At 62.1% G+C, this 26,464-nt stretch carries 25 protein-coding genes; 11 read left to right on the top strand and 14 right to left on the bottom strand.

Features of this window, described 5'->3' with window-relative positions; all coding sequences use genetic code 11:
• Positions 1-23: 23 nt before the first annotated feature.
• The 6 genes from A4H34_RS09295 to dnaE all read left to right on the top strand — a co-directional run bounded on the left by A4H34_RS09295 (position 24) and on the right by dnaE (position 7,430).
• Complete coding sequence (locus A4H34_RS09295; RefSeq protein ID WP_009199779.1) at positions 24-431, top strand: cell division protein SepF; 408 nt, start codon at positions 24-26, stop codon at positions 429-431.
• Complete coding sequence (locus tag A4H34_RS09290) at positions 431-718, top strand: YggT family protein (RefSeq protein ID WP_009199778.1); 288 nt, start codon at positions 431-433, stop codon at positions 716-718. Before A4H34_RS09295 ends, A4H34_RS09290 begins: the two co-directional genes overlap by 1 nt.
• 666 nt (positions 719-1,384) lie before the next feature.
• A complete protein-coding gene (locus A4H34_RS09285) occupies positions 1,385-1,987 on the top strand; it encodes a DivIVA domain-containing protein (protein WP_009199776.1) in 603 nt (200 codons plus the stop codon).
• A gap of 60 nt (positions 1,988-2,047) precedes the next feature.
• Positions 2,048-2,818, top strand: a complete 771-nt coding sequence (gene lspA, locus A4H34_RS09280; RefSeq protein ID WP_231871021.1) for a signal peptidase II — start codon at positions 2,048-2,050, stop codon at positions 2,816-2,818.
• A complete protein-coding gene (locus A4H34_RS09275; protein ID WP_009199774.1) occupies positions 2,811-3,740 on the top strand; it encodes an RluA family pseudouridine synthase in 930 nt (309 codons plus the stop codon). The genes lspA and A4H34_RS09275 overlap by 8 nt, the downstream gene beginning before the upstream one ends.
• Before the next feature lie 162 nt (positions 3,741-3,902).
• Positions 3,903-7,430, top strand: a complete 3,528-nt coding sequence (gene dnaE / locus A4H34_RS09270) for a DNA polymerase III subunit alpha (protein ID WP_064231905.1) — start codon at positions 3,903-3,905, stop codon at positions 7,428-7,430.
• A 249-nt stretch (positions 7,431-7,679) separates the two neighbouring features.
• On the opposite strand, the gene A4H34_RS09265 is transcribed toward dnaE, so the two are convergent.
• From A4H34_RS09265 to A4H34_RS09210, 12 genes are all read right to left on the bottom strand, one after another.
• The gene (locus A4H34_RS09265; RefSeq protein WP_064231904.1) at positions 7,680-8,138 is read right to left on the bottom strand and encodes a hypothetical protein; all 459 of its coding nucleotides are present in this window, start codon (positions 8,136-8,138) and stop codon (positions 7,680-7,682) included.
• A gap of 282 nt (positions 8,139-8,420) precedes the next feature.
• A complete protein-coding gene (locus tag A4H34_RS09260; protein ID WP_064231903.1) occupies positions 8,421-8,858 on the bottom strand; it encodes a hypothetical protein in 438 nt (145 codons plus the stop codon).
• A 308-nt stretch (positions 8,859-9,166) separates the two neighbouring features.
• On the bottom strand, positions 9,167-9,577 hold the full coding sequence (locus A4H34_RS09255; protein ID WP_064231902.1) for a hypothetical protein: 411 nt from the start codon (positions 9,575-9,577) through the stop codon (positions 9,167-9,169).
• Between the two features lie 1,264 nt (positions 9,578-10,841).
• Positions 10,842-11,267: a hypothetical protein gene (locus tag A4H34_RS09250; RefSeq protein WP_064231901.1), complete on the bottom strand. Its 426-nt coding sequence runs from the start codon at positions 11,265-11,267 to the stop codon at positions 10,842-10,844.
• Between the two features lie 36 nt (positions 11,268-11,303).
• Positions 11,304-11,993: a hypothetical protein gene (locus tag A4H34_RS11090; RefSeq protein ID WP_197480471.1), complete on the bottom strand. Its 690-nt coding sequence runs from the start codon at positions 11,991-11,993 to the stop codon at positions 11,304-11,306.
• A complete protein-coding gene (locus tag A4H34_RS09240; protein WP_064231899.1) occupies positions 11,969-12,769 on the bottom strand; it encodes a hypothetical protein in 801 nt (266 codons plus the stop codon). The genes A4H34_RS11090 and A4H34_RS09240 overlap by 25 nt, the downstream gene beginning before the upstream one ends.
• Before the next feature lie 504 nt (positions 12,770-13,273).
• Positions 13,274-13,504, bottom strand: a complete 231-nt coding sequence (locus tag A4H34_RS09235; protein WP_009199768.1) for an RNA-binding S4 domain-containing protein — start codon at positions 13,502-13,504, stop codon at positions 13,274-13,276.
• Positions 13,505-13,770: 266 nt separating this feature from the next.
• On the bottom strand, positions 13,771-14,325 hold the full coding sequence (locus tag A4H34_RS09230; protein WP_064231898.1) for a VTT domain-containing protein: 555 nt from the start codon (positions 14,323-14,325) through the stop codon (positions 13,771-13,773).
• An 88-nt stretch (positions 14,326-14,413) separates the two neighbouring features.
• Positions 14,414-14,815, bottom strand: coding sequence for a Fur family transcriptional regulator (locus tag A4H34_RS09225; RefSeq protein WP_064231897.1), 402 nt, complete (start codon positions 14,813-14,815; stop codon positions 14,414-14,416).
• Complete coding sequence (locus A4H34_RS09220; RefSeq protein ID WP_197480479.1) at positions 14,776-15,669, bottom strand: metal ABC transporter permease; 894 nt, start codon at positions 15,667-15,669, stop codon at positions 14,776-14,778. Before A4H34_RS09220 ends, A4H34_RS09225 begins: the two co-directional genes overlap by 40 nt.
• A 20-nt stretch (positions 15,670-15,689) precedes the next feature.
• The gene (locus A4H34_RS09215) at positions 15,690-16,481 is read right to left on the bottom strand and encodes a metal ABC transporter ATP-binding protein (protein WP_009199764.1); all 792 of its coding nucleotides are present in this window, start codon (positions 16,479-16,481) and stop codon (positions 15,690-15,692) included.
• Positions 16,482-16,660: 179 nt separating this feature from the next.
• Positions 16,661-17,686, bottom strand: a complete 1,026-nt coding sequence (locus tag A4H34_RS09210) for a metal ABC transporter substrate-binding protein (RefSeq protein ID WP_231871020.1) — start codon at positions 17,684-17,686, stop codon at positions 16,661-16,663.
• A gap of 306 nt (positions 17,687-17,992) precedes the next feature.
• Between A4H34_RS09210 and A4H34_RS09205 the strand changes: the two genes are divergently transcribed.
• The 5 genes from A4H34_RS09205 to A4H34_RS09185 all read left to right on the top strand — a co-directional run bounded on the left by A4H34_RS09205 (position 17,993) and on the right by A4H34_RS09185 (position 24,162).
• Positions 17,993-19,390, top strand: a complete 1,398-nt coding sequence (locus A4H34_RS09205) for a glycine--tRNA ligase (RefSeq protein WP_064231894.1) — start codon at positions 17,993-17,995, stop codon at positions 19,388-19,390.
• A complete protein-coding gene (locus A4H34_RS09200; RefSeq protein WP_064231893.1) occupies positions 19,384-20,787 on the top strand; it encodes a YibE/F family protein in 1,404 nt (467 codons plus the stop codon). The genes A4H34_RS09205 and A4H34_RS09200 overlap by 7 nt, the downstream gene beginning before the upstream one ends.
• Positions 20,775-22,070 carry a tRNA dihydrouridine synthase DusB gene (gene dusB, locus A4H34_RS09195; RefSeq protein ID WP_064231892.1) on the top strand — a complete coding sequence of 432 codons (1,296 nt, stop codon included), beginning with the start codon at positions 20,775-20,777 and terminating at the stop codon, positions 22,068-22,070. The genes A4H34_RS09200 and dusB overlap by 13 nt, the downstream gene beginning before the upstream one ends.
• Positions 22,071-23,306, top strand: a complete 1,236-nt coding sequence (locus A4H34_RS09190; protein WP_064231891.1) for a deoxyguanosinetriphosphate triphosphohydrolase — start codon at positions 22,071-22,073, stop codon at positions 23,304-23,306.
• A gap of 166 nt (positions 23,307-23,472) precedes the next feature.
• A complete protein-coding gene (locus tag A4H34_RS09185) occupies positions 23,473-24,162 on the top strand; it encodes a hypothetical protein (RefSeq protein ID WP_064231890.1) in 690 nt (229 codons plus the stop codon).
• A gap of 154 nt (positions 24,163-24,316) precedes the next feature.
• On the opposite strand, the gene A4H34_RS09180 is transcribed toward A4H34_RS09185, so the two are convergent.
• Together A4H34_RS09180 and A4H34_RS09175 are read right to left on the bottom strand one after the other, a co-directional pair.
• Positions 24,317-25,993, bottom strand: a complete 1,677-nt coding sequence (locus A4H34_RS09180; protein ID WP_064231889.1) for a hypothetical protein — start codon at positions 25,991-25,993, stop codon at positions 24,317-24,319.
• Positions 25,993-26,448 carry a hypothetical protein gene (locus tag A4H34_RS09175; RefSeq protein ID WP_064231888.1) on the bottom strand — a complete coding sequence of 152 codons (456 nt, stop codon included), beginning with the start codon at positions 26,446-26,448 and terminating at the stop codon, positions 25,993-25,995. Before A4H34_RS09175 ends, A4H34_RS09180 begins: the two co-directional genes overlap by 1 nt.
• Between the last annotated feature and the right edge of the window lie 16 nt (positions 26,449-26,464).

Genomic DNA, 26,464 nt, shown 5'->3' with positions numbered 1-26,464 from the left:
CCGCGAGTGAAAGAGATATCGGCATGGGAATGTTCCAACGCTTCGTTGACAGGTCGACGCTGAGCGACGAGTACGACGAATACGAGGACGGGTACGAGGAGTACGACGACGAGGAGCGCCTCGACGCCGACGTCTCGCCCATTCGTTCGGTTCCGTCGGTTCCTCAGCTTGCACGCATCGTGACGGTGCACCCGACCTCTTTTTCCGAGGTCCGAGCTTTCGCTGAACAGTATCGCTCCGGCCTTCCCGTCATCCTCAACCTGACGGAGACCGACACCGAGTCGCGAAAGCGAATCGTCGACTTTGCACTCGGCCTGTGCTTCGGCCTCGAAGGCCAGCTCAACAAGGTTTCTGAAGACGTCCTCCTCATGACTCCTCACACTGTGACGATGGACGAGCACGCCGCCGCGGGCGGCGCCCCTGCTTTCTGATGAAAATCGCCATCGGCATACTTCTTCTTTTCATCCAGTTCTACATGGTCCTCCTTCTTGCGAGGGTCGTCATCGACATCGTGTCGATGATCCTGCGGGACTGGAACCCAACTGGCTTCGCCCTCGTCGCCGTCAATGTCGTCTACAAGGCCACGGATCCCCCTTTGCGCTTTATCGGCAAGTACGTTCCGCCCCTGCGGCTGGGGCCCGTGGCCTTCGACATGGCGTTTCTCATCGTCATTTTGGGCCTTGGGATTCTCGGAAGGCTGCTCCAGCAGTTTGTTTAGCCTCCTAGGGTCCGCCCCGGAACAGCCGCCTGCGCAGTCGCCCGGGCGGCTGTCGTGCAACTGAAAGCCCTTTTGCACGGCCGAGAGGCGTCCCCAAGCGCGGCGCGCGTTGCAGCAATTCACTCGGTGTGCTTTGGCCGAAGCAGAGCGCACCGCGCGTTCAACGGTTCGTGTTGCGTCCGTCGCTTCGAGCCTGACCGAACGCGCCGGGGCGGCCTGTCTCTGCCAGCTTCGCCCGACGCTTCGCGCAGAGTGAACATCGACTCGAGCTCGGGCGGCGTGGGGCGTTGATGCTGGCCTCTCTTCGAGCTCGCTGCCCGGCTGCGTCGTTGAGCGCGCACGCGGAATCGATGGCGCCCCGGGGAGGAACGACGTTCGAACGGCGAACCTCGACTCGGCTTGGGAATGCTGGCTCAGCGCTCGCCGCCATCGTCTTCGCTTTGAGAATTTTGGGAGGGATTCCCTACTCCGCTTCGTCGGCAAATATCGACTTTTGCGTGTAATCTCGCGGATTGGTCCGTTGAGGTTTCGCTCGCGGAAAAGGCTTGCAGGGATGCAGCACCATTCACACGGTGAACATTGGCACCATTTCAGGTAACGTATCCCTGTAGGCGGCGTTTTTGCCCGCTGAGGAATACGTACCAAAACACAGAGGTGAATACACACATGGCGCTGCTGACTGAATCCGATGTCCTGAATGCACGCTTCAAGGCACCGAGCTCAATCGAGGAGGGATACGACCTTGACCAGGTCGACTTCTTCCTCGACGAAGTTGCCGAAACAATCGCCCAGCTCACCGCCCAGAAGGCCGAGCTGGAAAACGAGCTGAAGAAGGCTCAAGCTCGGATCGCCGAGCTGGAGAACTCCGGCGCTGCCACTGGGCGTGGCGAGGCCCCGTTCTCTGCGGCGACCACGGCCTCCTTCGCGCCGGTTGGAGGTGGCGCAGCTGGAGGCGGCGACACCAACGCCGTCGCAGGCATGCTCGCCCTGGCCCAACAGCTGCATGACAAGTACATCAGCGATGGAAAGGCCGAGGCCGATCGCATCCTCGCCGAGGCCAATGCCGAGAGCCAGCGGATCATTGCCGAAGCGGAGGAGCAGCACAACCGCACGCTCACCCAGCTGGAGCAGGAGCGCGGGCTTCTCGAGCGCAAGATTTCGGAGCTTCGAGACTTCGAGCGGGATTACCGCACTCGCCTCAAGAGCTACCTCGAGTCGCTCTTGGCCGACGTCGAATCGGGTTCCACGCCCTCGTCGGATCAACGCTGAGCCTGAGCGGGCGAACGGCGGCAGCCCGCGGCTGCCGCCGTTCGGCGTAGGACATATCGAATGAGCACGGCACACAAAGCGGGCCGGCTGACGATGTGGGCAATCGTCGTCGGCCTTCTCACTGTCGCCATCGACCAGGCGACCAAGCAATGGGCTCTCTCATCGTTGGGCGACGGCGCGCGCCGTCGCCTTTTCGGCGACCTTTTGGGCTTTGAGCTGCACTTCAACCCCGGAGCGGCTTTCTCCTTTCTTACCGGTTCGACGTGGGTCTTCACCGTCGTCGCGGCGGTGGTGGTCCTCGCTCTTCCCCTGTGGATCAGACGCACGTCGTCGCTCCTTTGGACGATCACGCTGGGGGTCGTATGGGGCGGCGCAGCTGGCAATCTCGTCGACAGGCTCTTCAGGCAGCCGGGCGTCGGCCGCGGCCACGTCGTCGATTTCATCGCCTACGGGCGTTGGTTCATCGGAAACGTGGCGGATGTCGCACTCGTTCTCGGGATCGTCGTCATCGTCGTTCTCACCTGGCTCTCCGTTCCTTTCGACGGGGAGTCAGGGCGTGGAAACGAACAGGTCGGCGAGGCCGATGGCGGAGAGGGCCGCGAAGGCCAATCCGACGGCGCTGCGGAGGCGAGGCGCACGGACGGCGGCGCGGCGAGGGATGCCGGCGTGGGTGACCGCGTCGCGGTCGCGGCCGGAGGCTGTGGCGGCGCAGCGGCGCGCCTGAGCCCGGGCGGAGTGGACGAAGGCGCGATTTCCGACGCCGAAAAGCCTGTCGAACCGGGCAAAAACACCGAGCTCTCAGCTCGTCCGGGCGAGCTCGGCCATGCCTGAAAGGCGTTTTTACCCGGTCCCCGACGGGCTGTCCGGAGACAGGATCGACTCCGTCCTTTCTCGGATGACCGGCCTTTCCCGGAGCGTGTGCGCCGCGGCGGTTCAGAAGGGCGAGGCATGGATAGACGGGGCGGTCGCCTCCAAATCCGACCGGGTCCCCTCGGGCGCAGTCTTGGAGATCCTCGTCCCAGACCCGCCGTCGCTCGAACCGCGCCCTTCGGCAGAGGGAATCGTCAGGCTCTACGAGGACGAGGACGTCGTCGTCGTCGACAAGCCGGCGGGCATGGCGGCCCATCCCTCGCTCAACTTCGAGGGACCGGACGTGCTCGGAACCCTCATGGCCGAAGGTGTGAAACTCACCACACATGGCCCCCAGGAGAGGAAGGGCATCGTCCACAGGCTGGACGTTGGAACGACCGGCTGCATGGTGGTCGCAAAATCGGAAGCCGCCTACTCGGCGCTCAAACGCGCCTTTCGAGACCGGGCCGTCGAGAAGGTTTACCACGCGCTGGTGCAGGGCCATCCCGACCCGATGTCGGGAACGATCGAAGCGCCCATCGGCCGCGACAATCGGCGCCAGTGGAAAATGGCCGTGCGCGCCGACGGGCGCCCGAGCGTCACCCACTACGAGGCACTCGAGGCGATGGCCGGCGCAAGCTTGCTGGAGGTCCGTCTGGAGACGGGCCGGACGCATCAGATTCGGGTCCATATGTCGGCGATGTCGCATCCATGCGTCGGCGACGACATGTACGGAGCAGATCCGACGCTCTCGGCGAGACTCGGCCTCACGCGGCAATGGCTCCACGCCGTCCGCCTGGGATTCGAACATCCGACGTCCGGGGAGTGGGTCGCCTTCGCCGCTCCGTACCCGGAGGATTTGCAAAACTCGCTCGAAGCGATGCGCGAGGGCGTCTTCCGCTGAGAAAGCCCGCCGCCGGGCGCCTTGCCGCAGGAACCTTCGGACGGCGGATTCCGCCTAGAGAGCCTCTTTTGTTGCAAGCGCGTTCGGCCGCCGTTTCTTTTCTCTCGGCGAAGGCGGCTGCGTCCTGAGGCGAGTGACTGACGCTCCGCGTAGACTGGGCCCATGGCCAAAGACTTCGCGCATCTGCATGTCCACACCGAATACTCGATGCTCGACGGGGCCGCGAAGATCAAGAAGCTCGTGGCCCAGGCCAAGGCCCAGAACCAGAAGGCCGTGGCGATCACGGACCACGGGTACTGCTTCGGGGCCTACGAGTTTTACAAAGAGTGCAAGGCCCAGGGGGTCAAGCCGATCATCGGCGTCGAAGCGTACATGACGCCGGGAACCTCCCGTTTCGGCTCGGACCGGGTGCTCTGGGGCGAGGAGGGCCAGAGGGCCGACGACGTCTCCGCGCGCGGCGCCTACACGCACTTGACGCTTCTGGCCTACAACAACAAGGGGCTTCACAACCTTTTCCGCATGGATTCGCGCGCCTCGCTCGAAGGCCAGATGGGCAAGTGGCCGCGGATGGACATGGACCTTCTGGAGACGTACCACGAGGGGCTCATCGCCACGGCAGGATGCCCCTCCGGCGAAGTTCAAACGCGGCTGCGCCTCGGACAGTTCGACGAAGCCTACGAGGCCGCCGGGCGCATGCAGGACCTGTTCGGCAAGGAGAACTACTACGTCGAGGTCATGGACCACGACAACTCCATCGAAAAGCGCGTGCGCAACGAGCTTCTCGACCTTGCCCGAAAGATCGACGCCCCGCTGATCGCGACGAACGACTCGCATTACGTCAAGGCGGGTGACGCGCCCATCCAGGACGCGATGCTGTGCATCAACTCCGGTTCGACGCTCCAGGACCCGGACCGCTTCACCTTCGACGGCACGGGCTACCACCTGCGCTCCTCCGAGGAAATGCACGAACTCTTCGGCGACCTTCCCGGGGCATGCGAGAACACCCTGCTCGTCGCCGAGCGCTGCAACGTCTCCTTCACCACGGCCGACGAGGGCGCGAACTACATGCCGGTCTTTCCAGTCCCCGAAGGCGAGGATCTCACCTCGTGGTTCGTCAAGGAGGTCGACCGCGGCCTGCACGTGCGCTTCGGCGAAAAGATTCCGGCCGACGTGCGCGAGCGCGCCGACTACGAAGTGAGCGTCATCTTGCAGATGGGCTTCCCCGGGTACTTCCTCGTCGTCTCCGACTACATCCTGTGGGCCAAGCGCAACGGGATAAGAGTGGGGCCCGGACGCGGCTCCGGCGCCGGGTCGATGGTGGCCTACGCCCTGCAGATCACGGAGCTCGACCCGATTCGCCACGGCCTGCTTTTCGAGAGGTTCCTCAATCCCGAACGGGTTTCGATGCCCGACATCGACGTCGATTTCGACGAGCGCAGGCGAGGGGAGGTCATCGAGTACGTCGAGAAGAAGTACGGGGCTGAGAAGGTCTCCCAGGTGGTGACTTTCGGAACGATCAAAACCAAGCAGGCGCTCAAGGATTCGGCGCGGGTGCTCGGCTATCCGTTCGAAATGGGGGAGCGGATGACGAAGGCCCTCCCCCCGACAGTCCAGGGGAAGGACATCGCGCTCGCCGACATCCACAACGAAAAAGCCGAGAGGTTCGTCGAGGCGGGGGATTTCCGCCAGCTCGTGGCGGGCGACCAGGACGCCTCCAAGGTCTTCGAACTGGCCCAGGGTCTGGCCGGCCTCACGCGCCAGTGGGGCGTGCACGCCTGCGCCGTGCTCATGTGCTCCGAGCCGCTCATGGATGTCATCCCGATCATGAAACGCCCGTCCGACGGCGCCACGATCACCCAGTTCGAATATCCTCTGTGCGAGGAACTGGGCGTGCTGAAGATGGACTTCCTCGGACTGTCGAATCTGACGACGATCGAGGACGCTCTCGACAACATCGTCTACAACGGCAAGGAGCGGGTGGCGATCGAGGAGATCGAGCTGGACGACCAGCCCACCTTTGAGCTTCTCCAGCGGGCGGACACCCTCGGCGTCTTCCAGCTCGACGGCTCGGGCATGCGGGCTCTGCTCAAACAGATGCGGCCCACGGAGTTCGAGGACATCTCCGCGGTCTCCGCGCTGTATCGGCCCGGTCCCATGGGGATGAACTCACACACGAGCTACGCCCTGCGCAAAAACGGACTCCAAGAGATCGCCCCGATCCACCCCGAACTCGAGGAACCGCTGCGCGAGATTCTGGCGCCGACCTACGGCCTGATCGTCTACCAAGAGCAGGTCATGCAAATCGCGCGGGTGTGCGCGGGCTTCACAATGGGCCAGGCCGACACGCTGCGCAAAGCCATGGGCAAAAAGAAGCTCGACGTGCTGCAAAAGCAGTTCGAGGGATTTTCCGCCGGAATGCTCGCCAACGGATACTCGAAAGAATGCGTCGACAGACTGTGGGAGATCCTCGTTCCCTTCGCCCAGTACGCTTTCAACAAATCGCACTCGGCCTGCTACGGCGTCATTTCGTACTGGACGGCCTTCCTCAAGGCCAACTACCCGGTCGAGTTCATGGCCGCGCTTTTGACGTCGAAGAAGGACAACAAGGACAAGCTCGCCCTCTACCTCGGCGAATGCCGACGCATGGGCATCACGGTGCTCGTTCCCGACGTCAATGATTCTGACTCCGACTTCTCCGCTGTCGGCGAGCAGGTCCGCTTCGGCCTGTCCGCGGTGCGCAACGTGGGCGCGAACGTCGTCGAGGGGATCCTCGGCGCCCGGCGCAAGAAGGGCGCTTTCACGTCGTTCCAGGATTTCCTCGACAAGGTTCCCCTCCAGGTGTGCAACAAGCGCGCCATTGAGTGCCTCGTCAAGGCGGGGGCATTCGATTCCATGGGGTATTCGCGCAAGGCTCTTCTGGCAAAGGTCGAAGAGGCGGTCGACTCCGTCGTCTCGCTGAAGAAGAACGAAGCGGCCGGGCAGTTCGATCTCTTCGGAGGGGCCGACGTCGATCTCGGCGCGGGCGTCGACGTCGTTGTGCCCGACATCCCGGAGTGGGACAAGAAGGTGAAGCTTGACCACGAGCGTGACATGCTGGGGCTTTACGTTTCGGACCACCCCCTTTCGGGAATGGAGCACGTTCTCGATCGCGCCGCCGACACGACGATCGTCAGGCTCATGAACGAGGAGAGCATCCAGGAGGGCTTTGTCAGCCTCGCGGGGCTGATCACGTCCGTGCAGCCGAGGGTGTCGAAGAAGAACGGCAAGCTATGGGCGACGATCATCTTGGAGGACCTGACGGGCAGCGCGGAGATCAACTTTTTCCCTGCCACGTATCAGACGGTTTCGACGATGCTTACGCCGGACACCGTGGCCGTCGTCAAGGTGCGGGTGCAGGATCGCGACGGGACGGTCCAGCTTTCGGCCCAGGAGATGACGCTGCCCTCGGGGGATCTTCTTCCTGATTCGCCGGTCGAGCTGCAGATGCCCGAGCGTATGTGCACGGCGGAGCAGATGGCGTCCTTGGCCCGCGTCCTCTCGAGCTATCCGGGAAGCGCGCCGGTTCGCATGCATATCCACAGGCCGCACGCGACGAGCGTGGTCCAAGTGGACAGAAAGTACTACGTCCAGCCCGGTGCGGGCCTTTTCTCCGACCTTCGCGTGCTGCTGGGCCGCAACTGCCTGAGGTGACGGCGCTGCCTTGGCCTGCGGCCTTCTAGCCTTGCGTCGGTTTTGGCCTTGGGTCCTGCTCTGGGCTCGTGTCGGCGGCGCTGCGCTAGTCTCTCGTCCGTTTGAGTGCTTTTCCGTTTTATCAGCCCTATGACCCATGCTGCTTTATCCGTGTATTCGTCGCTTGTCGGCACGCAGTGGCTGAAAGGAAGCGGCTCGAACGGCGGAAGGGTTGCCGGATGAGCTCGGTTGCGAGCCCATCCGGTCTAGTCAGTTCTCCTCGTTTTCTTCGTCAGCGAGCCCTTTGGACGCTGGCTCTATTTCTTTGGGTGTTGTCTCTTCCTCTTTCGAGGCTGTCTGCTTTTGCTTCGGTTTGGGCAGGGTGACGAAGGCCGTGGCGGCGACGACGGTCAGCAGGATCATGTAGAGCTTCTGATTGTCTCGCGCGAGATTGCATCCTTCGTTGACGTTAGTGCGGACTGTCGCTCTGTCGGCTTTGCCGTCAACGCCGTTCTCAGAAGCGACTCTGTCCATTTCATTGGAGTCTTCTAGGTCAAAGAAACCGTATATGTCGTAGGGGGTCCCTAAAACCGTCCACCCTACGGGTTCACAATCCACGTCGCTCAGACTGACGACTATCGACGGCCTGCTGAAGAAAAGCCAGCCGAGAATGAACAGGGTGAAAGCGACGATGAGGACGCGGATTGTGACGAATGTTTTCTTTGTCATGGTTTCTCCAAGTATTCGAGTGGGTAATATAGGTTTGGCTGTGGTGAAGGGTGCGGCTGCGGCCTGTATCGGTAATCCTTGTGTTGAAACCACAGCGATAATCTTGAACTTTCAGTCGCCGTCTCAGCGCACAGGCTGCGAGTCGTTCTTGCGTCTCCGGACAGGTCATTTGTTGTCCTGCGACGCGTTGGCGACTCAATGCGTCTACGCTGCGCTTGAAAGCCGAGGCGGAGGCGCTTTGCCGGGTGGGCTGGCCCCACCCGGCCGGTATTGGGCTCGTGGTCAGTTTTCCTCGTTTTCGTCCTCGCCGTGCTCTTTGGATGCCGGTTCCTTTTCTTTGGATGCTGTCTGTTTTTTCTTCGGTTTGGGCAGGGTGACGAAGGCCGTGGCGGCGACGACAGTCAGCAGGATCATGTAGAGCCTGCGGTCCTCACGTGCAAGATTGCACGCGGCGGTGACATTAAGACGAGCTTCCGCTCTGTCTTTCTCATTGTCAATAGTGTATTTAGCGGCAAATTCGTCCATCATGTCGCCATCCTCGATGTCAAAGAAGCCGTACATTCCGTAAGGCGTTCCGAGATAGTTCCATGCAACTGGCTGACACTTAAAGTCGCTAAGACCAGGGTTAATTGATGGTCTGCTGAAGAAAAGCCAGCCGAGGACGAACAGGGTGAAAGCGACGATGAGGACGCGGAGTGTGACGAAGGCCTTCTTTGTCATGGTTTCTCCAAGTATTCGAGTGGATAATCTAGGTTTGGCTGTGGTGAAGGGTGTGGCTGCGGCCTGTATCGGTAATCCTTGTGTTGAAACCACAGCGATAATCTTGAACTTTCAGTCGCCGTCTCAGCGCACAGGCTGCGAGCCGTTCTTGCGTCTCCGGACAAGTCATTTGTCTTGTCCTGCGACGCGTTGGCGACTCAAACTGACGACTTCAGTCGCCCGGTTACGCGTCTACGCTGCGCTTGCAGTCCGCAACTTGGATTCTTGATCGCGTTACCGACGTTTTCTTGAGGGTAAAGTGACAGAGGCTAGCCCGTCGGTTGATCGCTTTCAGCAGGTATGGTCCTTGACCTTTCCTTTCTCTTTGGTTTGGGCAGGGTGATGAAGGCCGTGGCCGCAACGACGGTCAATACAGTCATGTAGAACCTTCGGTCCTCGCGCGCGAGGTTGCAACCCTCGTGGAGATTCCGACTAACCCTATCGAAATACTTCTCGTCAAAGTGATTCTCATTCATAAAAGTCTCGATTTCGTCTCCATCCCCCTCAACATAACTCAACGACGAGTAAGGTCGTTCTAGAAAGTTCCATCCCACAGGCTCACACGACACTCCGCTGAGAGAAGCATGTATATAAGGCCTGCTGAGGAACAACCACCCGAAAATAAGCATGGTGAAAGCGACGATGAGGACGCGAAGCGTGACGAATGTTTTCTTTGCCATGGGGTACCTAGTTTGCGACGGCCGGTATCTGGGCTGTCGATTGCGTTTGCGGATCGGTTTAGTTGTGGAGTGAATTCAGGTAGATCAGTGTTTTAACGGCGTGATCGTCAAACGAAGCGGGACGATTCAGTTATGGGGGCCGCGGACGCTTGGTCGATCGTTGTGATCGAGTGGTGCGGCGGCACTGAGTGAAGGGACGGCGTGCGAAGTTTGCAGTGCCGGGCCGATTGGCTTCAGCAAGCAAAATTCGCGAGTTTTCAGTTGTGTGAATCGACGTTATGGGTTGCGCCGATACGGGCTTGCGACTCCCGTTCGCGGGATCCGTTCGCCTGACGGTCACTAGCCTATGGTGAAGAAAGAAGCGAGGCAAGCCCTTTCTTTAGTTGTGAGTTGATTCACTTTAGATTGAGGGTCGGTGGCCGTTTGGCGACTGTCTGTTCCCGGGTCCGTGCCTTGGTGCGCATTCGCCTTTAGACAGGCGATGTCTTTCGGCCAAATGTCGCGGCATCGCAGCCAATTCCGCAGGCGCCAAGGTCGAGCCTTGCCCCCTTGCCGAGGCCGAGAGGCCTCTGGCCAGTCAGACGCCGTCGTCGATTGGCTTGCTGTGCCGGACGCACTTTGGCGACGCCAAAAGAGCTTCCTCTTGCTGTCTTCCGCTCGGCCTCAGTCTGCACGCACTTTAGACTGTTTGCGCGGGGGTGAGTTGCTTCCTCCGCGCCGGTCGGGGCGTTCCTGAGCCCCGGACGGCAGGGTGAATCCAGACGGCGGGGTCTCGAACTTAGTGGCAGGCTCGTGGACCGGGGCGACTGGCCTTTAAACCTGGGCGGTTGGCGCCACGGGAGGGTCCTCGGGTTCGCAGCCGCGACGTTTTTTCCTTCTGCGGGAAAGGGTACAGCCTACGGCCGCGGCCAGCGCGAAAGCGCAGACAACGGCGATTCCCGCGGGGAAGCCCGCCGCTGCGGCCACGGCGGCGTTCCACACGGCAAAGCCGACTGTCGAATAGATGAGAGCCCATGCCAGCCATCCGGGAAACGCAGCCAGATTGTACCTCGGCCACGAAAGCCCGACGACCCCCGCCGCGACGTTCTCTCCGGCCTCCGCGTGCTGCTGGGCAGTAGCTGCTAAGGCGACGGGGTCTACTCCAGCTTTGCGTCCATTGCGCGCAGACGACGCACAATGGACGCAAAGCTGGCTTGGAGGCGGAAGCGTTTATCGTTGACCGAGTGGACCCTGGCGGGAGCCCATCCGGCCAACGGGCTCGTGATCAGTTCTCCTCGTCCTCGCCGTGCTCTTTGGACGCCGGTTCCTTTTCTTTTGATGCTGCCTGTTTTTGCTTCGGTTTGGGCAGGGTGATGAAGGCCGTGGCGGCGGCGACGGTCAGCAGGATCATGTAGAGCCTGCGGTCCTCGCGTGCAAGATTGCAGCCTTCGTGAAGATTCTGGCTCACCCTGTCGTAGTGGTCCTCGTTGAAGCCGTTTTCATTAGCAAACCTTTCGATTTCATCGGAATCGGCTTCGAAATAACCAATGGAGGAGTATGGTCGTTCTAGAAAGTTCCATCCCACAGGTTCGCACGATATTCCGCTTAGAGATGCGCGTATGTAAGGTCTGCTGAGGAAAAGCCACCCGAGGACGAACAGGGTGAAAGCGAGGATGAGGATGCGAAGCGTGACGAATGTTTTCTTTGTCATGGGTCTCTCCAAGTGTGCGGTTAAATATTTTGCCTGTTAGTCACGATCTTGCCACGGATCGGGACCACTTTCGCCCTCGATCGAACCTCTCATTGAGTCAATATTCCTTTTTGATAGTTGATCTTGTTCTTTTATGCATTCGATCGCTAGTTCGAAATTTTTGAATGCGTTTTGTGTATCGTTGGACAGCCTCTTTATGAGATCATGAAGAAGCCATTTGAAGTCATGAAACTTCGGAGACGGCCCACGTACGCCGATACCCACATGCTCGCTACGAATAACGCAATCCGCCATATCAATATTTTCAATAGCAGTCCACGCTAAGTCGAGCTGCTCGATAATTGTATGCCTACAGTCACCCAGTATATTGTCAATGCGACTCTGTTCGATATGGGTCTTATCGGAATTTTTGATATCCGATGACTTTGTAGCTTTAACTTTGAGGTCATATGACTCGCGAGCCTTGCTCATCGCATCCATATTGTCGATTATGTTAGCTTTTATTGCGTTTTCTACCTTTGTTATACTTCGATTGATGTCTCTGAAGGCACCTAATAGTGCAGCAATTCCATCTTCGTAGCTAGCTGCTTTTGCAGATGGACTTTTATCATCCTTTATTTTCTCCATGATTCTAAGGCCAGAACTTGCTGTATCTGCGACTTTGCCTAGAGCTTCGACTCCAGAAAAAGTCTTGAATGCCTCTACTGCAAATTTGGCAACCTCCAAGATGAATTCCAACTTGCCATGATCGTCATTGGCGATATCATTAAACATTTTATACTGTTTTTTACCGTCTGCACGACAGATTCGCGCGCTTTTGTAAACGTTCCTTGTTCTGCATTCAACGTTGCACTCCACAAAGTGGTAGCCGCATATAAATTGCTTACTATCCCTCCTACATTCTCAATAATGTTGGATTTAAATGCTTCCATTGTGTAGCCGCCCATTTGCACAAGTTCTTCGTGTATTGAGTTAACCTTTGTCTGTATGGTGCCGCTAGGAACCACTTTCCCCGACTGGATAGTCGCTTTGTCTGCGAGCAGAGAAATTACTCGTTGACACTCTCCGACTTCTTCGCCAATCCGTTTGGGGTCCGGCAAGTCAACCCATGGCTTAATAATACTATTGATCTTATGGCGAACGCCTTCGAACTCTTCCGTCATATCTTCGGAAGTGTCTTTACTGTATCCAAAGGCAGTGAATGTAGTAGTAGTCACCTTTCCGCCGCCTTCGCCGTTTTCGTCGGGGCGGGTAATGCGAGTTGTGACAGAGCCGCCGTTTGCCGTGCCCACGGATATTGTGTACTCGTCTTCAGTGCGAGAGTAATTCGCAGTCAGTGAGTCTTTTTTGTCGCGCACATAGGCGTCGATTGCTGCCCTTTTGAGGCTGCGAACCAACTTTGGGAGGTCGCCGTAAGTCGCGTCGGGAATGTTGAACACATAGGGGTCGTCGAACCATTCCCTGTAGTCCGACTTGCCATCGTTCTTGTCGTCAGAGGCCATTGTTTTCTCCTTAAGGCCATGGCGTGAATATGTGGGTGTGAATGAGTTTCTTTTGGATGTAAATTTTAGATAGGGCTTTGTTTGACCGGCGCATCGTCAAACGAAGCGGGACGATTCAGTTATGGGGACCGCGGGCGCTTGGTCGATCGTTGTGATCGAGTGGTGCGGCGGCACTGAGTGAAGGGGGCGTGCGAAGTTTGCAGTGCCGGGCCGATTGGCTTCAGCAAGCAAAATTCGCGAGTTTTCAGTTGTGTGAATCGACGTTATGGGTTGCGCCGATACGAGCTTGCGACTCCTGTTCGCGGAATCCGTTCGCCTGACGGCCACTAGCCTATGGTGCAGAAAGAAACGAGGCAAGCCCTTTCTTTAGTTGTGAGTTGATTCACTTTAGATTGGGGGGCCTGGCCTGTTTGCGCGGAGGCCAGTTCGCAACTGCGACTCCTGCTTCGACGGAGACGACACCTGGCCTGTTTGCACGGAGGCTAGTCAATCGCCTCGTTCCGCTCAGCCTTCGGCCGCGACGACGCGGACCTCGATCCGCCTTCCGTTCGGGAGGTCCATCGCCACGACGTCGCCGTCGCTCAGCCTGTGGCCCCGCCGGGTTTCGACGACGCCGTTGACGACGATCTCTCCAGCTCTCACCAGCTCGGCGGCCTCGGCGCCGCTTCCTGCCAGAGAGGCGTACTTGACGAACTGCCCGAGTCTGATCGGCAGATTGACTTCGACGTCTTCCATCGTTCCTCCTGTGTGACGGTGTCAGGCACTCGAAGAGCAGGTTCTCCTCGGCGCCGCGCGGGCGGCTTGGCAGGCCAAAAGCCTCCAGGCCCAAAGGTCAGGTTCCCGCGTCGGCCGGGGCATTCCCAAACCCGGACGGCAGGGTCTCGAACCCGGTCGGCAGAATCCCAAGCCCGGTCGGCAGGCTCGTGGGTCTAAAGCGCGGGTTCCCGGACAACGCCCCCAGACCCCGTCGGAGGGTTTTTTCGGACCGGGGCGACTGGCCTTTAAACCTGGGCGGTTGGCGCCACGGGAGGGTCCTCGGGTTCGCAGCCGCGACGTTTTTTCCTTCTGCGGGAAAGGGTACAGCCTACGGCCGCGGCCAGCGCGAAAGCGCAGACAACGGCGATTCCCGCGGGGGAGCCCGCCGCTGCGGCCACGGCGGCGTTCCACACGGCAAAGCCGACTGTCGAATAGATGAGAGCCCATGCCAGCCATCCGGGAAACGCAGCCAGATTGTACTTGGGCCACGAAAGCCCGACGACCCCCGCCGCGACGTTGACGACCGTCTGAATCCCGATCGTCAGGTAGGCCAAGGAAATGACGATCCACCCGCGTTTTTTGATCTTGTCCATCGCCCGCTGCGTTCGGGCGGTGTTGGCCCACTGCCACGCTCGGCGCCGAAAGCCGCCCGACGGCTCTCTGCCGGAGATCGTCACCCGTCTGCCGTAGCGCCCGATTCCGTAGACGAGGTTCGATCGCGACGCAACGAGCAGTGTCAGCGTGAGGAAGACGAGAGGGAACGGCCCCGTCGACGTGAATTCGCCGATGCTCTTGAACATATCCAGATTGTAACCCAAACGTCTTTGCGACACTATCGTGAGGAGGCCGGACTAAACATTGCCGTTGCAGAAGAATCTATGCGACGCCTTAAACGCCCTTCCTTCCGCCCGCGCACGTCGAGCACGTTCCCATGAGCTCGAGGGTGTGCTCGACGTCGATGAAGTCCGCCTCGGCGGCGACCTGCCTTGCCCACGCCTCGATTTGAGGGCCGGCCACTTCGACCGTTCTCCCGCATATTCTGCAAACCAGGTGGTGGTGATGTTCGGTGGAATCGCAGGAGCGGTAGAGAAGCTCTGAGTCGGTGCGCAGAACGTCGACTTCCCCCTCGTCCAAGAGGACCTGGAGGGTGCGGTAGACGGTCGCCAAGCCGATCTTGGAGCCCGACTTCGCGAGGTCGTCGTGCAACTGCTGCGCGGAAACGAAAGAGGAAAGCTCCTCTAGGCGTTTTGCTATCGCCTGGCGCTGGGCTGTGTTTCGTGTTCGTCCCATGTGACTGCTTTCTTCGGCCTGCGGCGGATGCAGAACGCGATAACTGCGCGGCTTGTCGCGACAATTGTATATGTTCCGATAAGCAGGGTCACGATCGTCGCTCCGGGCGCGAGCCTGACGAAATAGGTGGTTGCGAGCCCGACGACGCAGGCGAGCACGCCCAACGCCATGGCTATCCCCATCGTTTTGTTGAACGACGAGGAAAGCAGCTGCGCGATGGCGACGGGAACGATCATGATCGCCGAGACCAGGAGCACGCCGACCACCCGCATGGCCACCGAAACCGTCAAAGCCGCGACCACGGCAACGAGGATATTGAGCGTTCTCACGCGCAGTCCGCAGGCCTTGGCAAAGTCTTCGTCGTGCGAAAGGGAGAAAAGGGGGCCGCGCAGGCCCAGCCCGAAAAGCAGGACGAAGGCCGAGAGAACAGCGGTATAGAAGACCTCGTTTGGGGAGACGGTCGCGATCGAGCCGAAAAGGTAGCTCGTCAGCTTCTCGGTATTCCCGCCGGCCAGCGAGATGATGATGACGCCCAGGGCGATTCCCCCGTAAAAGAGCATCGCGAGGGCGACGTCGCCGCCCGTGCGACCCTGGGCGCGCACAACCTCGATGAGAACGGCGCCGATGACCGACGCTGCGATCGCCCCCGGTATCGCCAAGGAGTCTTTCGGGTCGAGGCCGAAGACGCTCGCCGCCAGCCAGCCGGCGGCCACCCCCGTCAAAGCGACGTGCCCGATCCCGTCGCCCATGAGGGCCATTCCGCGCTGAACGAGGTAGGTGCCGACCACAGGCGCGGAGACCCCCACCAGTATGGCGACGACGAAGGCCCGCTGCATGAACGGCGCCTCGAGCATCTCTCGGATCGTTTCAAATGTCACGATGGATCCATTCTCAGAGTCGGTGCGTGGTGTGCCTGCCAATCGGCGGAGTCGTGCGGGTGGACGTGGTCGTGCTCAGGATGGTCGTGGCCTGGAGGCGGCGGGGGAGGCGCGCCGTCGTGAACGACGCGCCCGCCCTCCAACACGACGGCCCGCTCGACGATCGGTTCCAATTCGCCCATCTCGTGAAGCACGGTGACCAACGTCGTGCCGCGCTCGCGAAGCTCGGAAAGGATCGAGGCGAGTGCCCGCCTCGAATCGCGGTCGATTCCCGCGAGGGGCTCGTCCAGAAAGAGCAGATCGGGCTCGCGCACGAGCGCTCTGGCGATGAGCACCCTTTGCGCCTGGCCCCCGGAGAAAACCTGGACGTGGTCGCGGGCTCTGTCCTCCAGGCCGACGGCGGAGAGGGCCGCCAACGCCTTGCGCTTGGCCCTCGGGCCGACGTCGGCCCACAGGCGGCCCCGCCCGAGCAGGCCCGAGCGGACGACCTCGAGCGCCGTCGCCGGCACGCCCGATGAGGCGGTCACCCGTTGAGGGACGTACCCGATCCGAGACCAGGGGACGGACCTTCTGGCGGCGACGCTCTCCCCGAAAAGCTCGACGCTTCCGGCGGAGGCCGGAACGATGCCGAGAATGGCGCGCACCAGCGTCGACTTGCCCGAGCCGTTGGCGCCGAGGAAGGCGACGGATTCGCCTGAGGAGACGCTCAGAGCCACGTCGTCAAGGATGCGCGAGCCGCCCAAATGGACGGCGAGGCCCTCCACGGCCACGGGAAGAATGGCGTTCATCGTTCTCCTGTCTGCGTTCTCCTGTCTGCGCGCCGATCATGCGTCCGTCGCACGGCGATCCTATGCCCTGCGGGCACGGCAATCATATGTCCATCCGCATGTCCGTCGGCTGCATGTCCGTCGGCGCCCCGGTCACATGCCCGCCTGCGTGCCGACCGTGCGCCGCCGGCCTCACTTGGTCACTTGCAGGCGAGGGCCTTCTTGAGCGCCGTCAGGTTGCCCGTCATGGCCGCCTCGTAGTCGCCTTTCTCGGGCTTGGACTCCAGCGGGCTGAGAACCGCGGTGACGGTTTTCGTCTCTTTCGCCAGAGTCTCGGCGGGCTTGCCGCTGACGAGCTCCTCGGTGAAGATCGTCGTGGTCCCGTTCTCTTGGACGTACTTCTTAACCTTGGCCAGCGTGGCCGGGCTCGGTTCGGACTCCGGGTCGATGCCGGACAGGCCCACTTGGGAGAGCTTGTAACGGTCCGCCAGGTAGCCGAAAGCGGTGTGCGTCGTGACGATCGAGCGGCGTTCGCACGTGGCCAGGCCGGTCTGGAAGGACTTGTCGAGCCCGTCGAGCTTCTTCTGAAGAGCCTCGTTGTTCTTCTTATAAGCGTCGGCGTGGCCGGGGTCCTTCTTCGAAAGCTCGGCCGCGATCGCGTCGGCGGCGCGCTTCATCCGAGCGGGGTCGAGCCAGAAATGAGGGTCGGCGGCGTCGTCGCCGCGGCCCTCGGCGTGGTCGTGTTCTTTCCCGTCTTCGTGGCCCTTTTCTCCGTCGTCCTTCTTGGCTTCGCCGTCTTTCTTGTCGCCATGGTCCTTGTCGCCATGGTCGTGCTCTAGGAGGCCTTCATGGTGGACCAGATTGACGTTCTTCGTCAGGTCGACCGCCGATACGTCGCTCAGGGAGCCGACGGCGTCGTCAAGAGACGGCTGGAATCCCTTGACGTAAAAGAGCGCCTTTGTTTTGTTCAGCTCGGCGATCTGCTTCGTGCCGATTTCGAACTCGTGCGGCTCGGTGCCCGCGGGGGTGACGGAAGAGACGTCGACGTGGTCGCCGCCGATCTGTTGCGTGAGCCACTGGATCGGGTAGAAAGAGGCGGCCACTTTCAGTTTCCCGGAGGATCCGCCCTTCGAATCGTCGGAAGAATCCGAGCAGGAGGCAAGCCCGAGGGCGAGGGTCAGCGCGGACATGGCCGCGACGATGCGTGTACGATGTCTATTAAACATGAGAACCATTATCATCCTTGTCTCGGAATGCTGTCAAAAGATGCCTCTTGTTTGCCGACGGCTCGCGTTTTGCTTGCCGGAGGCTCGCGTAGTCTGAAGTGACTTTCTAATTGCGCGAGCAGTATTCCGACCGATGGAACGGCGGTTTGCCCTTGGGCGTTTTCCGATCGACAGATCCTCCGCATCAACGGGGCTTTTGGGCTGTGTGGAAAACCCCACCCTCGGCCGACGCCGCCAGGGCGATCGCCGGTAGAATCGAGAGGACTCCGCGTCATCCAGGCGCGGCAACGAAAGGAGCGCAGCTCTATGGCCAAGCAGGCCCCCTCGAAGCTCGACAGCGTCATCGCCCTGGCGAAGCGGCGCGGCTTCGTCTTCCCTTGCGGCGAGATATACGGCGGCACGAGATCCGCGTGGGACTACGGCCCGCTGGGCGTCGAGCTGAAGGAGAACATCAAACGGCAGTGGTGGCGGCACATGGTCACGTCGCGCGACGACGTCGTCGGCCTCGACTCGTCGGTCATCCTTCCTCGCGAGGTGTGGGTCGCTTCGGGCCACGTCGGCGTCTTCAACGATCCGCTCACCGAGTGCCTTTCGTGCCACAAGCGCTTTCGCGTCGACCAGATCCAGGAGGAATTCGCGGCTAAGAAAGGGATCGAAGACCCCGATTCGGTCGAGCTCGCCGAGATCGCCTGCGGGAATTGCGGGACGCGCGGCCAATGGACGGAGCCCCGCGACTTCAACATGATGCTCAAGACCTACCTGGGGCCGGTCGAGGACGAATCGGGCCTCCACTACCTTCGACCCGAGACGGCGCAGGGCATTTTCGTCGATTTCCAGAACGTCATGACGTCGGCCCGCAAGCGCCCCCCGTTTGGAATCGGGCAGATTGGAAAGTCCTTCCGCAACGAGATCACACCTGGAAATTTTATTTTCCGCACGCGCGAGTTCGAGCAAATGGAAATGGAATTCTTCGTCAAGCCCGGAACCGACGAAGAATGGCACCAGTATTGGATCGACGAGCGGCGCAACTGGTACGTCGGCCTGGGAATCGACCCGGAGAATCTTCGGCTGTACGAGCATCCGCAGGAGAAACTCTCCCATTACTCCAAGCGGACGGTCGACATTGAGTACCGTTTCGGCTTCCGCGGATCCGATTGGGGCGAGCTCGAAGGGATCGCCAATCGCACGGACTTCGATCTGTCGACGCACACAAAGCATTCCGGCAAAGACCTGTCCTATTTCGACCAAGCCAGCGGCGAACGCTGGATTCCCTACGTCATTGAGCCCGCGGCGGGTCTGACTCGCTCCCTCATGGCCTTCCTCGTCGAGGCCTACGCGGAGGACGAGGCCCCCAACGCCAAGGGCGGGGTCGACAAGCGCGTCGTGCTCCGGCTCGACCCGCGCCTCTCGCCAGTGAAGGCGGCCGTGCTCCCGCTCTCGCGCGACGAGCGGCTCTCGCCGTTGGCACGCGAGCTGGCGGCTGAGCTCCGCAAGAATTGGAACGTCGATTTCGACGACGCCGGCGCCGTCGGCCGCCGCTATCGCCGCCAGGACGAGATCGGCACGCCTTTCTGCATCACCGTTGATTTCGACTCTCTCGAAGACCGCGCCGTGACCATTCGCGACCGCGACACGATGGAGCAAGTCCGCCTTCCGATCGCCGACGTCGAGGGTCGCCTCGCCGCTAAGCTGGTTGGGTGTTGACGAGCCATAGTCATTCGCATTCGGGTCCCCTGGACATCGCCCCGGGGGCTCGAAGGCGCGTCTCGGCGATTCTGGCCGCCGTCGTCCTGCCGTTGGCGATAGCCACAGCCGTTCTGCTCGTGGCCCTGTGGCCGAAGGGGGAGACCCCCGTCGGCTCGCGGCCCCTGTACTCCAACGGCGCACAAGCCGTGACGGGCAAGGTCACGTCGGTCGGCAAGGTCGATTCCTCTGGCCAGACGCCCGTGAAGATGAAGGTCGACGGCGTGGACGTGCCCGTTCACGTTCCGCCGGAGATCATCGCAAACGGGCTTGACGTCGGCGACGAGATTCGGGCGATCTTCAATCCCGCCGCCCTCGAAAGCGGCACGGCCTACGTTTTCACCGATTTCGTCCGCACCCATCAGATGCTGTGGCTGTTGGCCGTGTATGTCGCAGTGGTTTTGGCGGTGGCGCGGTGGAAAGGCGCCATGGCCCTCGCGGGCCTCGGCGTGTCCCTCGCCGTCGTCGGGGCGTTCATGGTGCCCGCGTTGACCGTCAGCGGGCATCCGGTTCTCGTCATACTGGTCGGCGCCGCGGCGATGATGTTCGCCTCGATCTACCTGGCCCACGGGATTTCGATTCGAACGACGACGGCCGTCATCGGCACCTTCGCGGGACTGGTCATCACGACTGGCGTGGCGTGGTGGGCCGTCGGGGCGGCCAATCTCACGGGCGCCCTTTCCGACGACGCGCGCATCCTGGCCGGCGAGCTGCCTGACGTCCAGCTCCAGGCGATTCTGCTCGGCGGGGTCATCCTCGCCGGACTCGGCGCGCTCAACGACGTGACGATCACGCAGGTCTCCACCGTGTGGGAGCTCCACACGGCGAACCCGCGCCTGACGCGCCGAAGGCTCGTGAGCCAAGGGATGGCCGTCGGACGCGATCACATCGCCTCGACCGTCTACACGCTCGCCTTCGCCTATGTCGGCACGGCTCTCACGCTGCTCGTCGCCGCGGCGCTCATGCAGCGGCCCGCCGCCGACCTCGTCCAGCTCGGCGAGATCGCCGAAGAGATCGTGCGGACCTTGGCGGCGTCCATCGGCTTGGTGCTCGCCATTCCGCTGACGACGGCCGTCGCCGCCGTCCTCGCCCCCGTCGCTCCGACCGCCGCACGGTCAGCCGACGACGATCCCGAAGGCGATTCGGGCGACGGCGACGCGGAGGAAACCGCCGACGCGCAGGAGGCCTGGAACGATGCCGACGGAATCTGGGACGAGGACGAGGAAGCCTGGGACGGCGAGCCGGCCGGCGGCCGGAAAGCTGGCAGCCCCTATGCGCGCGACCGTCGCGAAGAATTCGAATACGACGGCGCCGAGATAGACAGGGCTACGCGCGGAGACGGCCCATGTCCGCGATGAGGGCCGTGCAGCCTGCGCCGAAAGCCCCTGCGCCGACCGCGACGAAAGCCGCTGCAACGCGCCCGCCCGGCCTGGCTTTCGGGCCATTGCGCCTTCGAACTCCCGTCATGCTCGCGCCCATGGCAGGCGTGACCAACCCGCCCTTCCGGCAACTTTGCAGAGAACAGGCCGAAGAGGGCCTCGCCCTGGCGGGGGCCGACCGCGCGCCGCGGGGGCTCCCGAGAACCGACGCGCCCGGCGGCCTGTGGGTGTGCGAGATGGTCACCTCGCGGGCTCTCGTCGAACGCAACCCCGAGGCGATGAACATGATCAAACCCGATCCCGGGGATCCGGTACGCTCGATCCAGCTCTACGGCGTCGAGCCGAAAACCTCCGCGGCCGCCGTGGCGATGCTGGTCGGCGAGAACAGGGCCGACCACATCGACCTCAATTTTGGCTGCCCCGCACCGAAGGTGACCCGCAAAGGCGGGGGATCGGCGCTTCCGTGGAAGCTTGACCTCTTCCGTGAGATCGTTTCGGCCGCCGTCGAGGCCGCCCGGCGCGCAAGCGCGGACCGCGACGTCGAAGTGCCCGTGACGGCCAAGATCCGCGTGGGAATCGACGACGGCCACACCACTTTCCTCGACGCCGCGAGAATCGCCGAGGACGCGGGAATCGCGGGCCTCACGCTGCATGCGCGCACGACGGCACAGCATTATTCGGGCAGCGCCGATTGGGCGCGCATCGCCGAGCTGGCGGAGGCCACGAGCCTGCCGGTGCTGGGAAACGGAGACGTTTTCGAGGTCGAGGACGCGGTGCGCCTCATGGCCGAAACAGGCTGCGCCGGCGTGGCCGTCGGGCGAGGATGCCAGGGCAGGCCGTGGCTGTTTCGCGAGCTCGCGGCGCGCCTGCACGGATGCGGAGAGACAGCCCGGCCGGGGCTGAGCGACGTCGTCGCCATGATCGAAAGGCACGGCCAGCTTTCCTACGAGCACTTCAACGGGGACGAGCACCGGGCCATGAGGGAGCTGCGCAAGCACATCGGCTGGTACCTGCGCGGATTCGCGGTGGGAGGCGAGAGTCGCAGGGAGCTTGCGCTTGTCTCGACCCGCGAGGAACTCCATGACCGCCTGGCGCAGCTTGACCTCGACCAGCCTTACCCGGAGGCGGCCGAAGGCCCGCGCGGGCGGGCCGGCGGGCCGAAGCGCCCGCACATTCCCGACGGGTGGCTCGATTCGCGCGAGCTGAGCCCGGCGGACCGGGCAAGAATCGCACGGGCGGAAATCAACGTCTCGGGAGGTTGAATGAACGCGCGCGAACGCTGGATCGACGAATCGGCCAAAAGGTCGAGCCGCACCGAATTCGAACGCGACCGCGGAAGGGTGCTCCATTCCTCCGCGCTCAGGCGGCTCGGCGCAAAAACTCAGGTGCTCGGGCCCGAATCGGACGATTTCATCCGCACGCGTCTGACCCATTCCCTCGAGGTCGCCCAGATCGGGCGCTCCCTCGCCATCAACCTCGGTTCCGACCCGGACATCGTCGAAACCGCCTGCCTCTCCCATGACCTCGGCCATCCGCCTTACGGGCACAACGGCGAGCGGGCCCTCGCAGAGGTCGCCGCATCGATCGGCGGATTCGAGGGAAACGCCCAGACCTTCAGGATTCTCACGCGACTGGAGCCGAAGATGATCGCGCCCAGCGGGCGGCACGTCGGGCTCAATCTCACTCGGGGCACGCTCGACGCCGTCGTCAAATACCCGTGGGGCGCAGGCGAGGGCCCCCTTCGCGAGGACGGATCGCCCACGCCGAAGTTCAATTTTTACTCCGACGACGCCGATGTCTTCGCCTGGGTGCGCGACGGCGCCGGCGAAGGCAGATGCGTCGAAGCCCAGATGATGGACCTCGCCGACGACATTGCCTACTCGACCCACGACGTCGAAGACGGGATCGTGCGAGGGCTCGTCCGCACGGATCGGCTGCGAGACCCGGCCGAGCAAAATCGGATTGTCGAGGCCACGTGCCGCTGGTACGGCTTTGCCGACGGCGACGCGCTGGGCGCCGCGTTCGAGCGCCTGCTGGGCCAGGAGAACTGGCCGGCCGAATTCGTCGGGACCTATGCGCAATTGGCCCAGGTCAAGGACCTGACGAGCGATCTTATCGGGCGCTTCATATCGGGAGTGTGCGAATCCACCGCCTCGGCCCACGGGACCGGATCCCTCCGCCGGCACTCCGGCGCCCTCGTCATTCCCGAGGCGACCCGCGAAGAGATCATGCTGCTCAAGGGGCTGGCCGTCTACTACGTCATGCTGCCGCGCGAGAGCGAGCCCCTCTACTACGAGCAGCGCACGGTCGTCTACGACCTGGTGGACGCGCTCAACGGAAGCCCCGAGCGGCTGGAGCCGCAGTTTCTCGAACAGTGGAACATGGCGGGCGGGGACGCGTCGGGCAGGCTTCGCGCCGTCGTCGACCAGGTTGCGAGCCTGACAGACCAGTCTGCCCGCCAGTGGCACTCGCGCCTGTGCGGCTTCCTGCGGAACTGACGCCGGGCTGCCGTTGTTTTGTTTGTGAGGGCATAACTTTGTTTTTGGACAGGACCTCCGCGAAGGTAGCCCTAGGCGTTAGGCTGGTGTTTGCACGGTTGGCTTGCATAGGTTTGCCTGTCGATTCCGAACGTCTGTTCCTTTCTGGGAGTGGAGGAGATTCAATATGATTGTCCGAACGAGACGCTTCTCCCGTCTTGTTGTCTGTTTGGTGGGCATCATCGCCTTCCTTCTCGCAGGATGCAAGGTCGACGGGACGGTGGAGTTCCATGCCGACGGTCGAGCGAAAATCGATCTGACCTTCGAAGACTCTGACGGCACAATGACTAAAATCCATCAAACATGCCAAGCCTTTCGCGTCATGTTTCTAGGGCGCATAAAACTAAGTAAAGAACCAAAAATCGAGAATCTCACACCTCCAGGCGGACATACTAAATGCAAGGTAACAGCAACCGATACATTTATCGGATCTATCCGCTTCGAAGAGAACAAGAACAGCTACACGTTTACCGTTCCAGATAAGCACGACGACGATGATTACAGTGACTTCAAGACCCGGATTGTGGTGACGATGCCGGGGAAGGTCATCAAGGCCAGCAAGGGCAAGGTCAGCGGCAACAAGGTCATCATCGATACCTTCGACTTCACTAGCCGCGGCATTTCCATTACGGCGCAAAAAGGGCAAGGCAATTCTGCGGATAAGTCTGCCGGTCCTTTGGACAGAAAGCCTGGGGTGTTGTCTTCGGGCTCTGGCGGGTTTCCTGTGTGGGGGTGGTTCGGCGTCGGCGCGGGGGCCGCGGCCGTTGTCGCGGTCGTTGCGTTTGCGGCCGGGCGCAGGAGGCGCACTGACGACTAGGGCTTCTGGGCCGGGCGGCTCTAACGCTGCGTCCCGGCAAGAGTTTGCTCTCAACGTCAAGGGTCACGAGCTGACAGTACGGAACGGGCGGGTGTGGGGAGCCGGTTGGCTTTCCGCACCCGCCCTTGCGTTTATTGTGCCTGGCGATCTTGTTTTATCGGGGTTGAGGGTTGGTTATTCTGCGGTGTCCTGCGGGCAGGAAGGTGACGGTTTTGTCGTCTTCGTAGGGGGCGACCGATTGGGGTGTGTCGTCGTTTCGGCGGCGCGACTTCTTGTCTTTGTCGGGTCTGCCGGTCAGGTTGGACAGGGTCCGTGAGGTCGATCCGCTGCGGACCCCGCCCTGACGGACGCCGGACTGGGAGGACCTGGCACCGGTTGAGGCGCTGCGGGCGGCCGTGCCCCCGCGCGAGTCGGTTCCGCGGGAGGCTCCTGTGGTTTGGGATGTGCCGTCAGTGGTTGGGGTGCGTCCGCCGGTGAGGATGCGCGCCCTCGAACTGGAACCCGTTCCTCGTGTGCGTGCGCCGGGTTGTCCGGCTGAGGCTGCTGTGGTTGTGGGTTTGCGCACGGCGGTGGTTGTGCCTCGCAGGATTCCGGATGCGCGGCCCGAGACTTTCGAGGAGGTGGTTGGCGTGCGGGCCGAGGTGGTGGTTCCGCGCAGGATTCCCGACGAGCGGGTTGCGTTGTTTGCGGGGGTGGGGCGGGCGATTCCGGTGGCCCCTCCCCGCACAGTCCCGCGTCCGCCGAAGGCCGACGTCGTCGGTGTGCGCGTGGCGGTGGTGGTTCCGCGCGCGATGCCGGCCGAACGGGCCGAGGGGGTTGGGGCGGCTCCCGCTGCGCGCACGGCAGACGGACGAGAGGCGGGCGTCTGCACGGGCCGGGCTGTTCGGGCGGCTTGGTAGGCTCTGTAACCGGCGACAGCGGCTCCTCCGCCGATGGCAGTGGCTGAGGCGAGCGGGTTGAACACCGCGGGCGAATGCCCGGCCATGTCGGCAGACGGACCTGCCGAGGGGCGGGGCGCCGTCGGCTGTGAAGGCGGACTGTAGTGCGTGCCCTGCAGCGACACGCCGCTGCCCGCGGGGGTCTCGTGTCCGCCTGCAGAACCGCTGCCGCCTGCGACGAGGCCGTGGCCCCCGGCAAGGGCGTGGTGTCCGGGGCTGCCGAGGGATGTGTCGACGGTTGCGCCCCAGGCGGTCGCCGAGCGCGCCGACCCTGTGTTTGGCGTTGCTGCGGGCCCGTCGCCGGTCCTTTCGCTTCCTGAGTGTTGGTCCCCGGAGCCTGCGTGGGCGGTTGTCTGGCCGGTGTGGCCGTCGGGCGGAAGGGTGTCGATGGCAGCGAGGATGCGGCCGTTGAGCTTGTTCAGCGATTTCTTCGCCAACGCATCGATCTCAGCGTGCGCGGCCTGACGCTGAGCCTCAACCTCGGCCGTCGTCACCCCAGTGCCGGGAATGCCCGGCGCAGACGAACCGCCACTAGCCTGCTGAGAATAGCCCATATTCGCGAAAGACTTGTTGACGCGTTTGAGTTTGGTTTGGATTTCGATGCTTTCGTTTCGAGCGTCGATTCCGGCGTTGAGAGCTTCGGTGGAGGCTTTGACGATTTGTTTGATTCTGTCGGACGCTTGGAGTATGTGTTTGGTATGCCGGTCCAGGCAGGCGCAGGCCGCCCGCGCGGTCGCACCCTCGAGCCCCAGGTCGCCGGCGACTTCCCGGTCGCCGGCGGCGATCTCGACCAGGGCCTGGCTGACGGCGGTCAGGTGCCGGTGGGAGTCTTCCATGGCGCTGGTGCGCCAAGACTCCATCTTGTACAGCCGGTCGGCGTGCGGGGTGGCCATTATTTGCCTCCCCACTGGGAGAGCTTGTCGATGAGGTTGCGGGCCCGGGCGTAGGCCTCGACGTATTCCTTCATTTCCTCAGGGCGCCGGTAGGTGAACTTTCCGTCCACCGCCGCCAAGCGCTCCAAGTACTTGGCCCGCTCGGCCTCGTTGACCCCTTCGATTGAGGAGACGGCTTCCCTTAGTTGGCTGATAAAGTGCTTTTGCCCGCGTGAGACGGTCTTGAGTTCGTTCTCGGAGGCGAACAGCGTTGCGTGCAGCGGAGTGTGGAACTGGTCGAACTCGCCGATGCCGCAGCCGTCTGCGCTTGGGGCAGGGGTTGGGGACAGTGCTCCTGTGGCCGCTTGGGCCCCGAGGGCGAAGTCGCTTTGGGCTTTGTCGAATCGCTGGCCCTCTTGTTCCAGACGGTTGATGGTCTGGTTGAATTTATCCCGGTCGAGACGGAGCTGGGACATGGGTGCCTCCCTTCCT

Origin of the sequence: Peptidiphaga gingivicola, from assembly GCF_001652275.1 — a bacterium.
In the GTDB taxonomy this organism is placed as follows: Bacteria; Actinomycetota; Actinomycetes; order Actinomycetales; family Actinomycetaceae; genus Peptidiphaga; species Peptidiphaga gingivicola.
This window is presented reverse-complemented; position numbering and strand designations above follow the sequence as displayed.

Coding starts and splice junctions, on each gene's coding strand:
- A4H34_RS09295 (WP_009199779.1), top strand. CDS start 24: ATGGGAATGTTCCAACGCTTCGTTGACAGGTCGACGCTGAGCGACGAG.
- A4H34_RS09290 (WP_009199778.1), top strand. CDS start 431: ATGAAAATCGCCATCGGCATACTTCTTCTTTTCATCCAGTTCTACATG.
- A4H34_RS09285 (WP_009199776.1), top strand. CDS start 1,385: ATGGCGCTGCTGACTGAATCCGATGTCCTGAATGCACGCTTCAAGGCA.
- lspA (WP_231871021.1), top strand. CDS start 2,048: ATGAGCACGGCACACAAAGCGGGCCGGCTGACGATGTGGGCAATCGTC.
- A4H34_RS09275 (WP_009199774.1), top strand. CDS start 2,811: ATGCCTGAAAGGCGTTTTTACCCGGTCCCCGACGGGCTGTCCGGAGAC.
- dnaE (WP_064231905.1), top strand. CDS start 3,903: ATGGCCAAAGACTTCGCGCATCTGCATGTCCACACCGAATACTCGATG.
- A4H34_RS09265 (WP_064231904.1), bottom strand. CDS start 8,138: ATGACAAAGAAAACATTCGTCACAATCCGCGTCCTCATCGTCGCTTTC.
- A4H34_RS09260 (WP_064231903.1), bottom strand. CDS start 8,858: ATGACAAAGAAGGCCTTCGTCACACTCCGCGTCCTCATCGTCGCTTTC.
- A4H34_RS09255 (WP_064231902.1), bottom strand. CDS start 9,577: ATGGCAAAGAAAACATTCGTCACGCTTCGCGTCCTCATCGTCGCTTTC.
- A4H34_RS09250 (WP_064231901.1), bottom strand. CDS start 11,267: ATGACAAAGAAAACATTCGTCACGCTTCGCATCCTCATCCTCGCTTTC.
- A4H34_RS09240 (WP_064231899.1), bottom strand. CDS start 12,769: ATGGCCTCTGACGACAAGAACGATGGCAAGTCGGACTACAGGGAATGG.
- A4H34_RS09235 (WP_009199768.1), bottom strand. CDS start 13,504: ATGGAAGACGTCGAAGTCAATCTGCCGATCAGACTCGGGCAGTTCGTC.
- A4H34_RS09230 (WP_064231898.1), bottom strand. CDS start 14,325: ATGTTCAAGAGCATCGGCGAATTCACGTCGACGGGGCCGTTCCCTCTC.
- A4H34_RS09225 (WP_064231897.1), bottom strand. CDS start 14,815: ATGGGACGAACACGAAACACAGCCCAGCGCCAGGCGATAGCAAAACGC.
- A4H34_RS09220 (WP_197480479.1), bottom strand. CDS start 15,669: ATGCTCGAGGCGCCGTTCATGCAGCGGGCCTTCGTCGTCGCCATACTG.
- A4H34_RS09215 (WP_009199764.1), bottom strand. CDS start 16,481: ATGAACGCCATTCTTCCCGTGGCCGTGGAGGGCCTCGCCGTCCATTTG.
- A4H34_RS09210 (WP_231871020.1), bottom strand. CDS start 17,686: ATGTTTAATAGACATCGTACACGCATCGTCGCGGCCATGTCCGCGCTG.
- A4H34_RS09205 (WP_064231894.1), top strand. CDS start 17,993: ATGGCCAAGCAGGCCCCCTCGAAGCTCGACAGCGTCATCGCCCTGGCG.
- dusB (WP_064231892.1), top strand. CDS start 20,775: ATGTCCGCGATGAGGGCCGTGCAGCCTGCGCCGAAAGCCCCTGCGCCG.
- A4H34_RS09190 (WP_064231891.1), top strand. CDS start 22,071: ATGAACGCGCGCGAACGCTGGATCGACGAATCGGCCAAAAGGTCGAGC.
- A4H34_RS09185 (WP_064231890.1), top strand. CDS start 23,473: ATGATTGTCCGAACGAGACGCTTCTCCCGTCTTGTTGTCTGTTTGGTG.
- A4H34_RS09180 (WP_064231889.1), bottom strand. CDS start 25,993: ATGGCCACCCCGCACGCCGACCGGCTGTACAAGATGGAGTCTTGGCGC.
- A4H34_RS09175 (WP_064231888.1), bottom strand. CDS start 26,448: ATGTCCCAGCTCCGTCTCGACCGGGATAAATTCAACCAGACCATCAAC.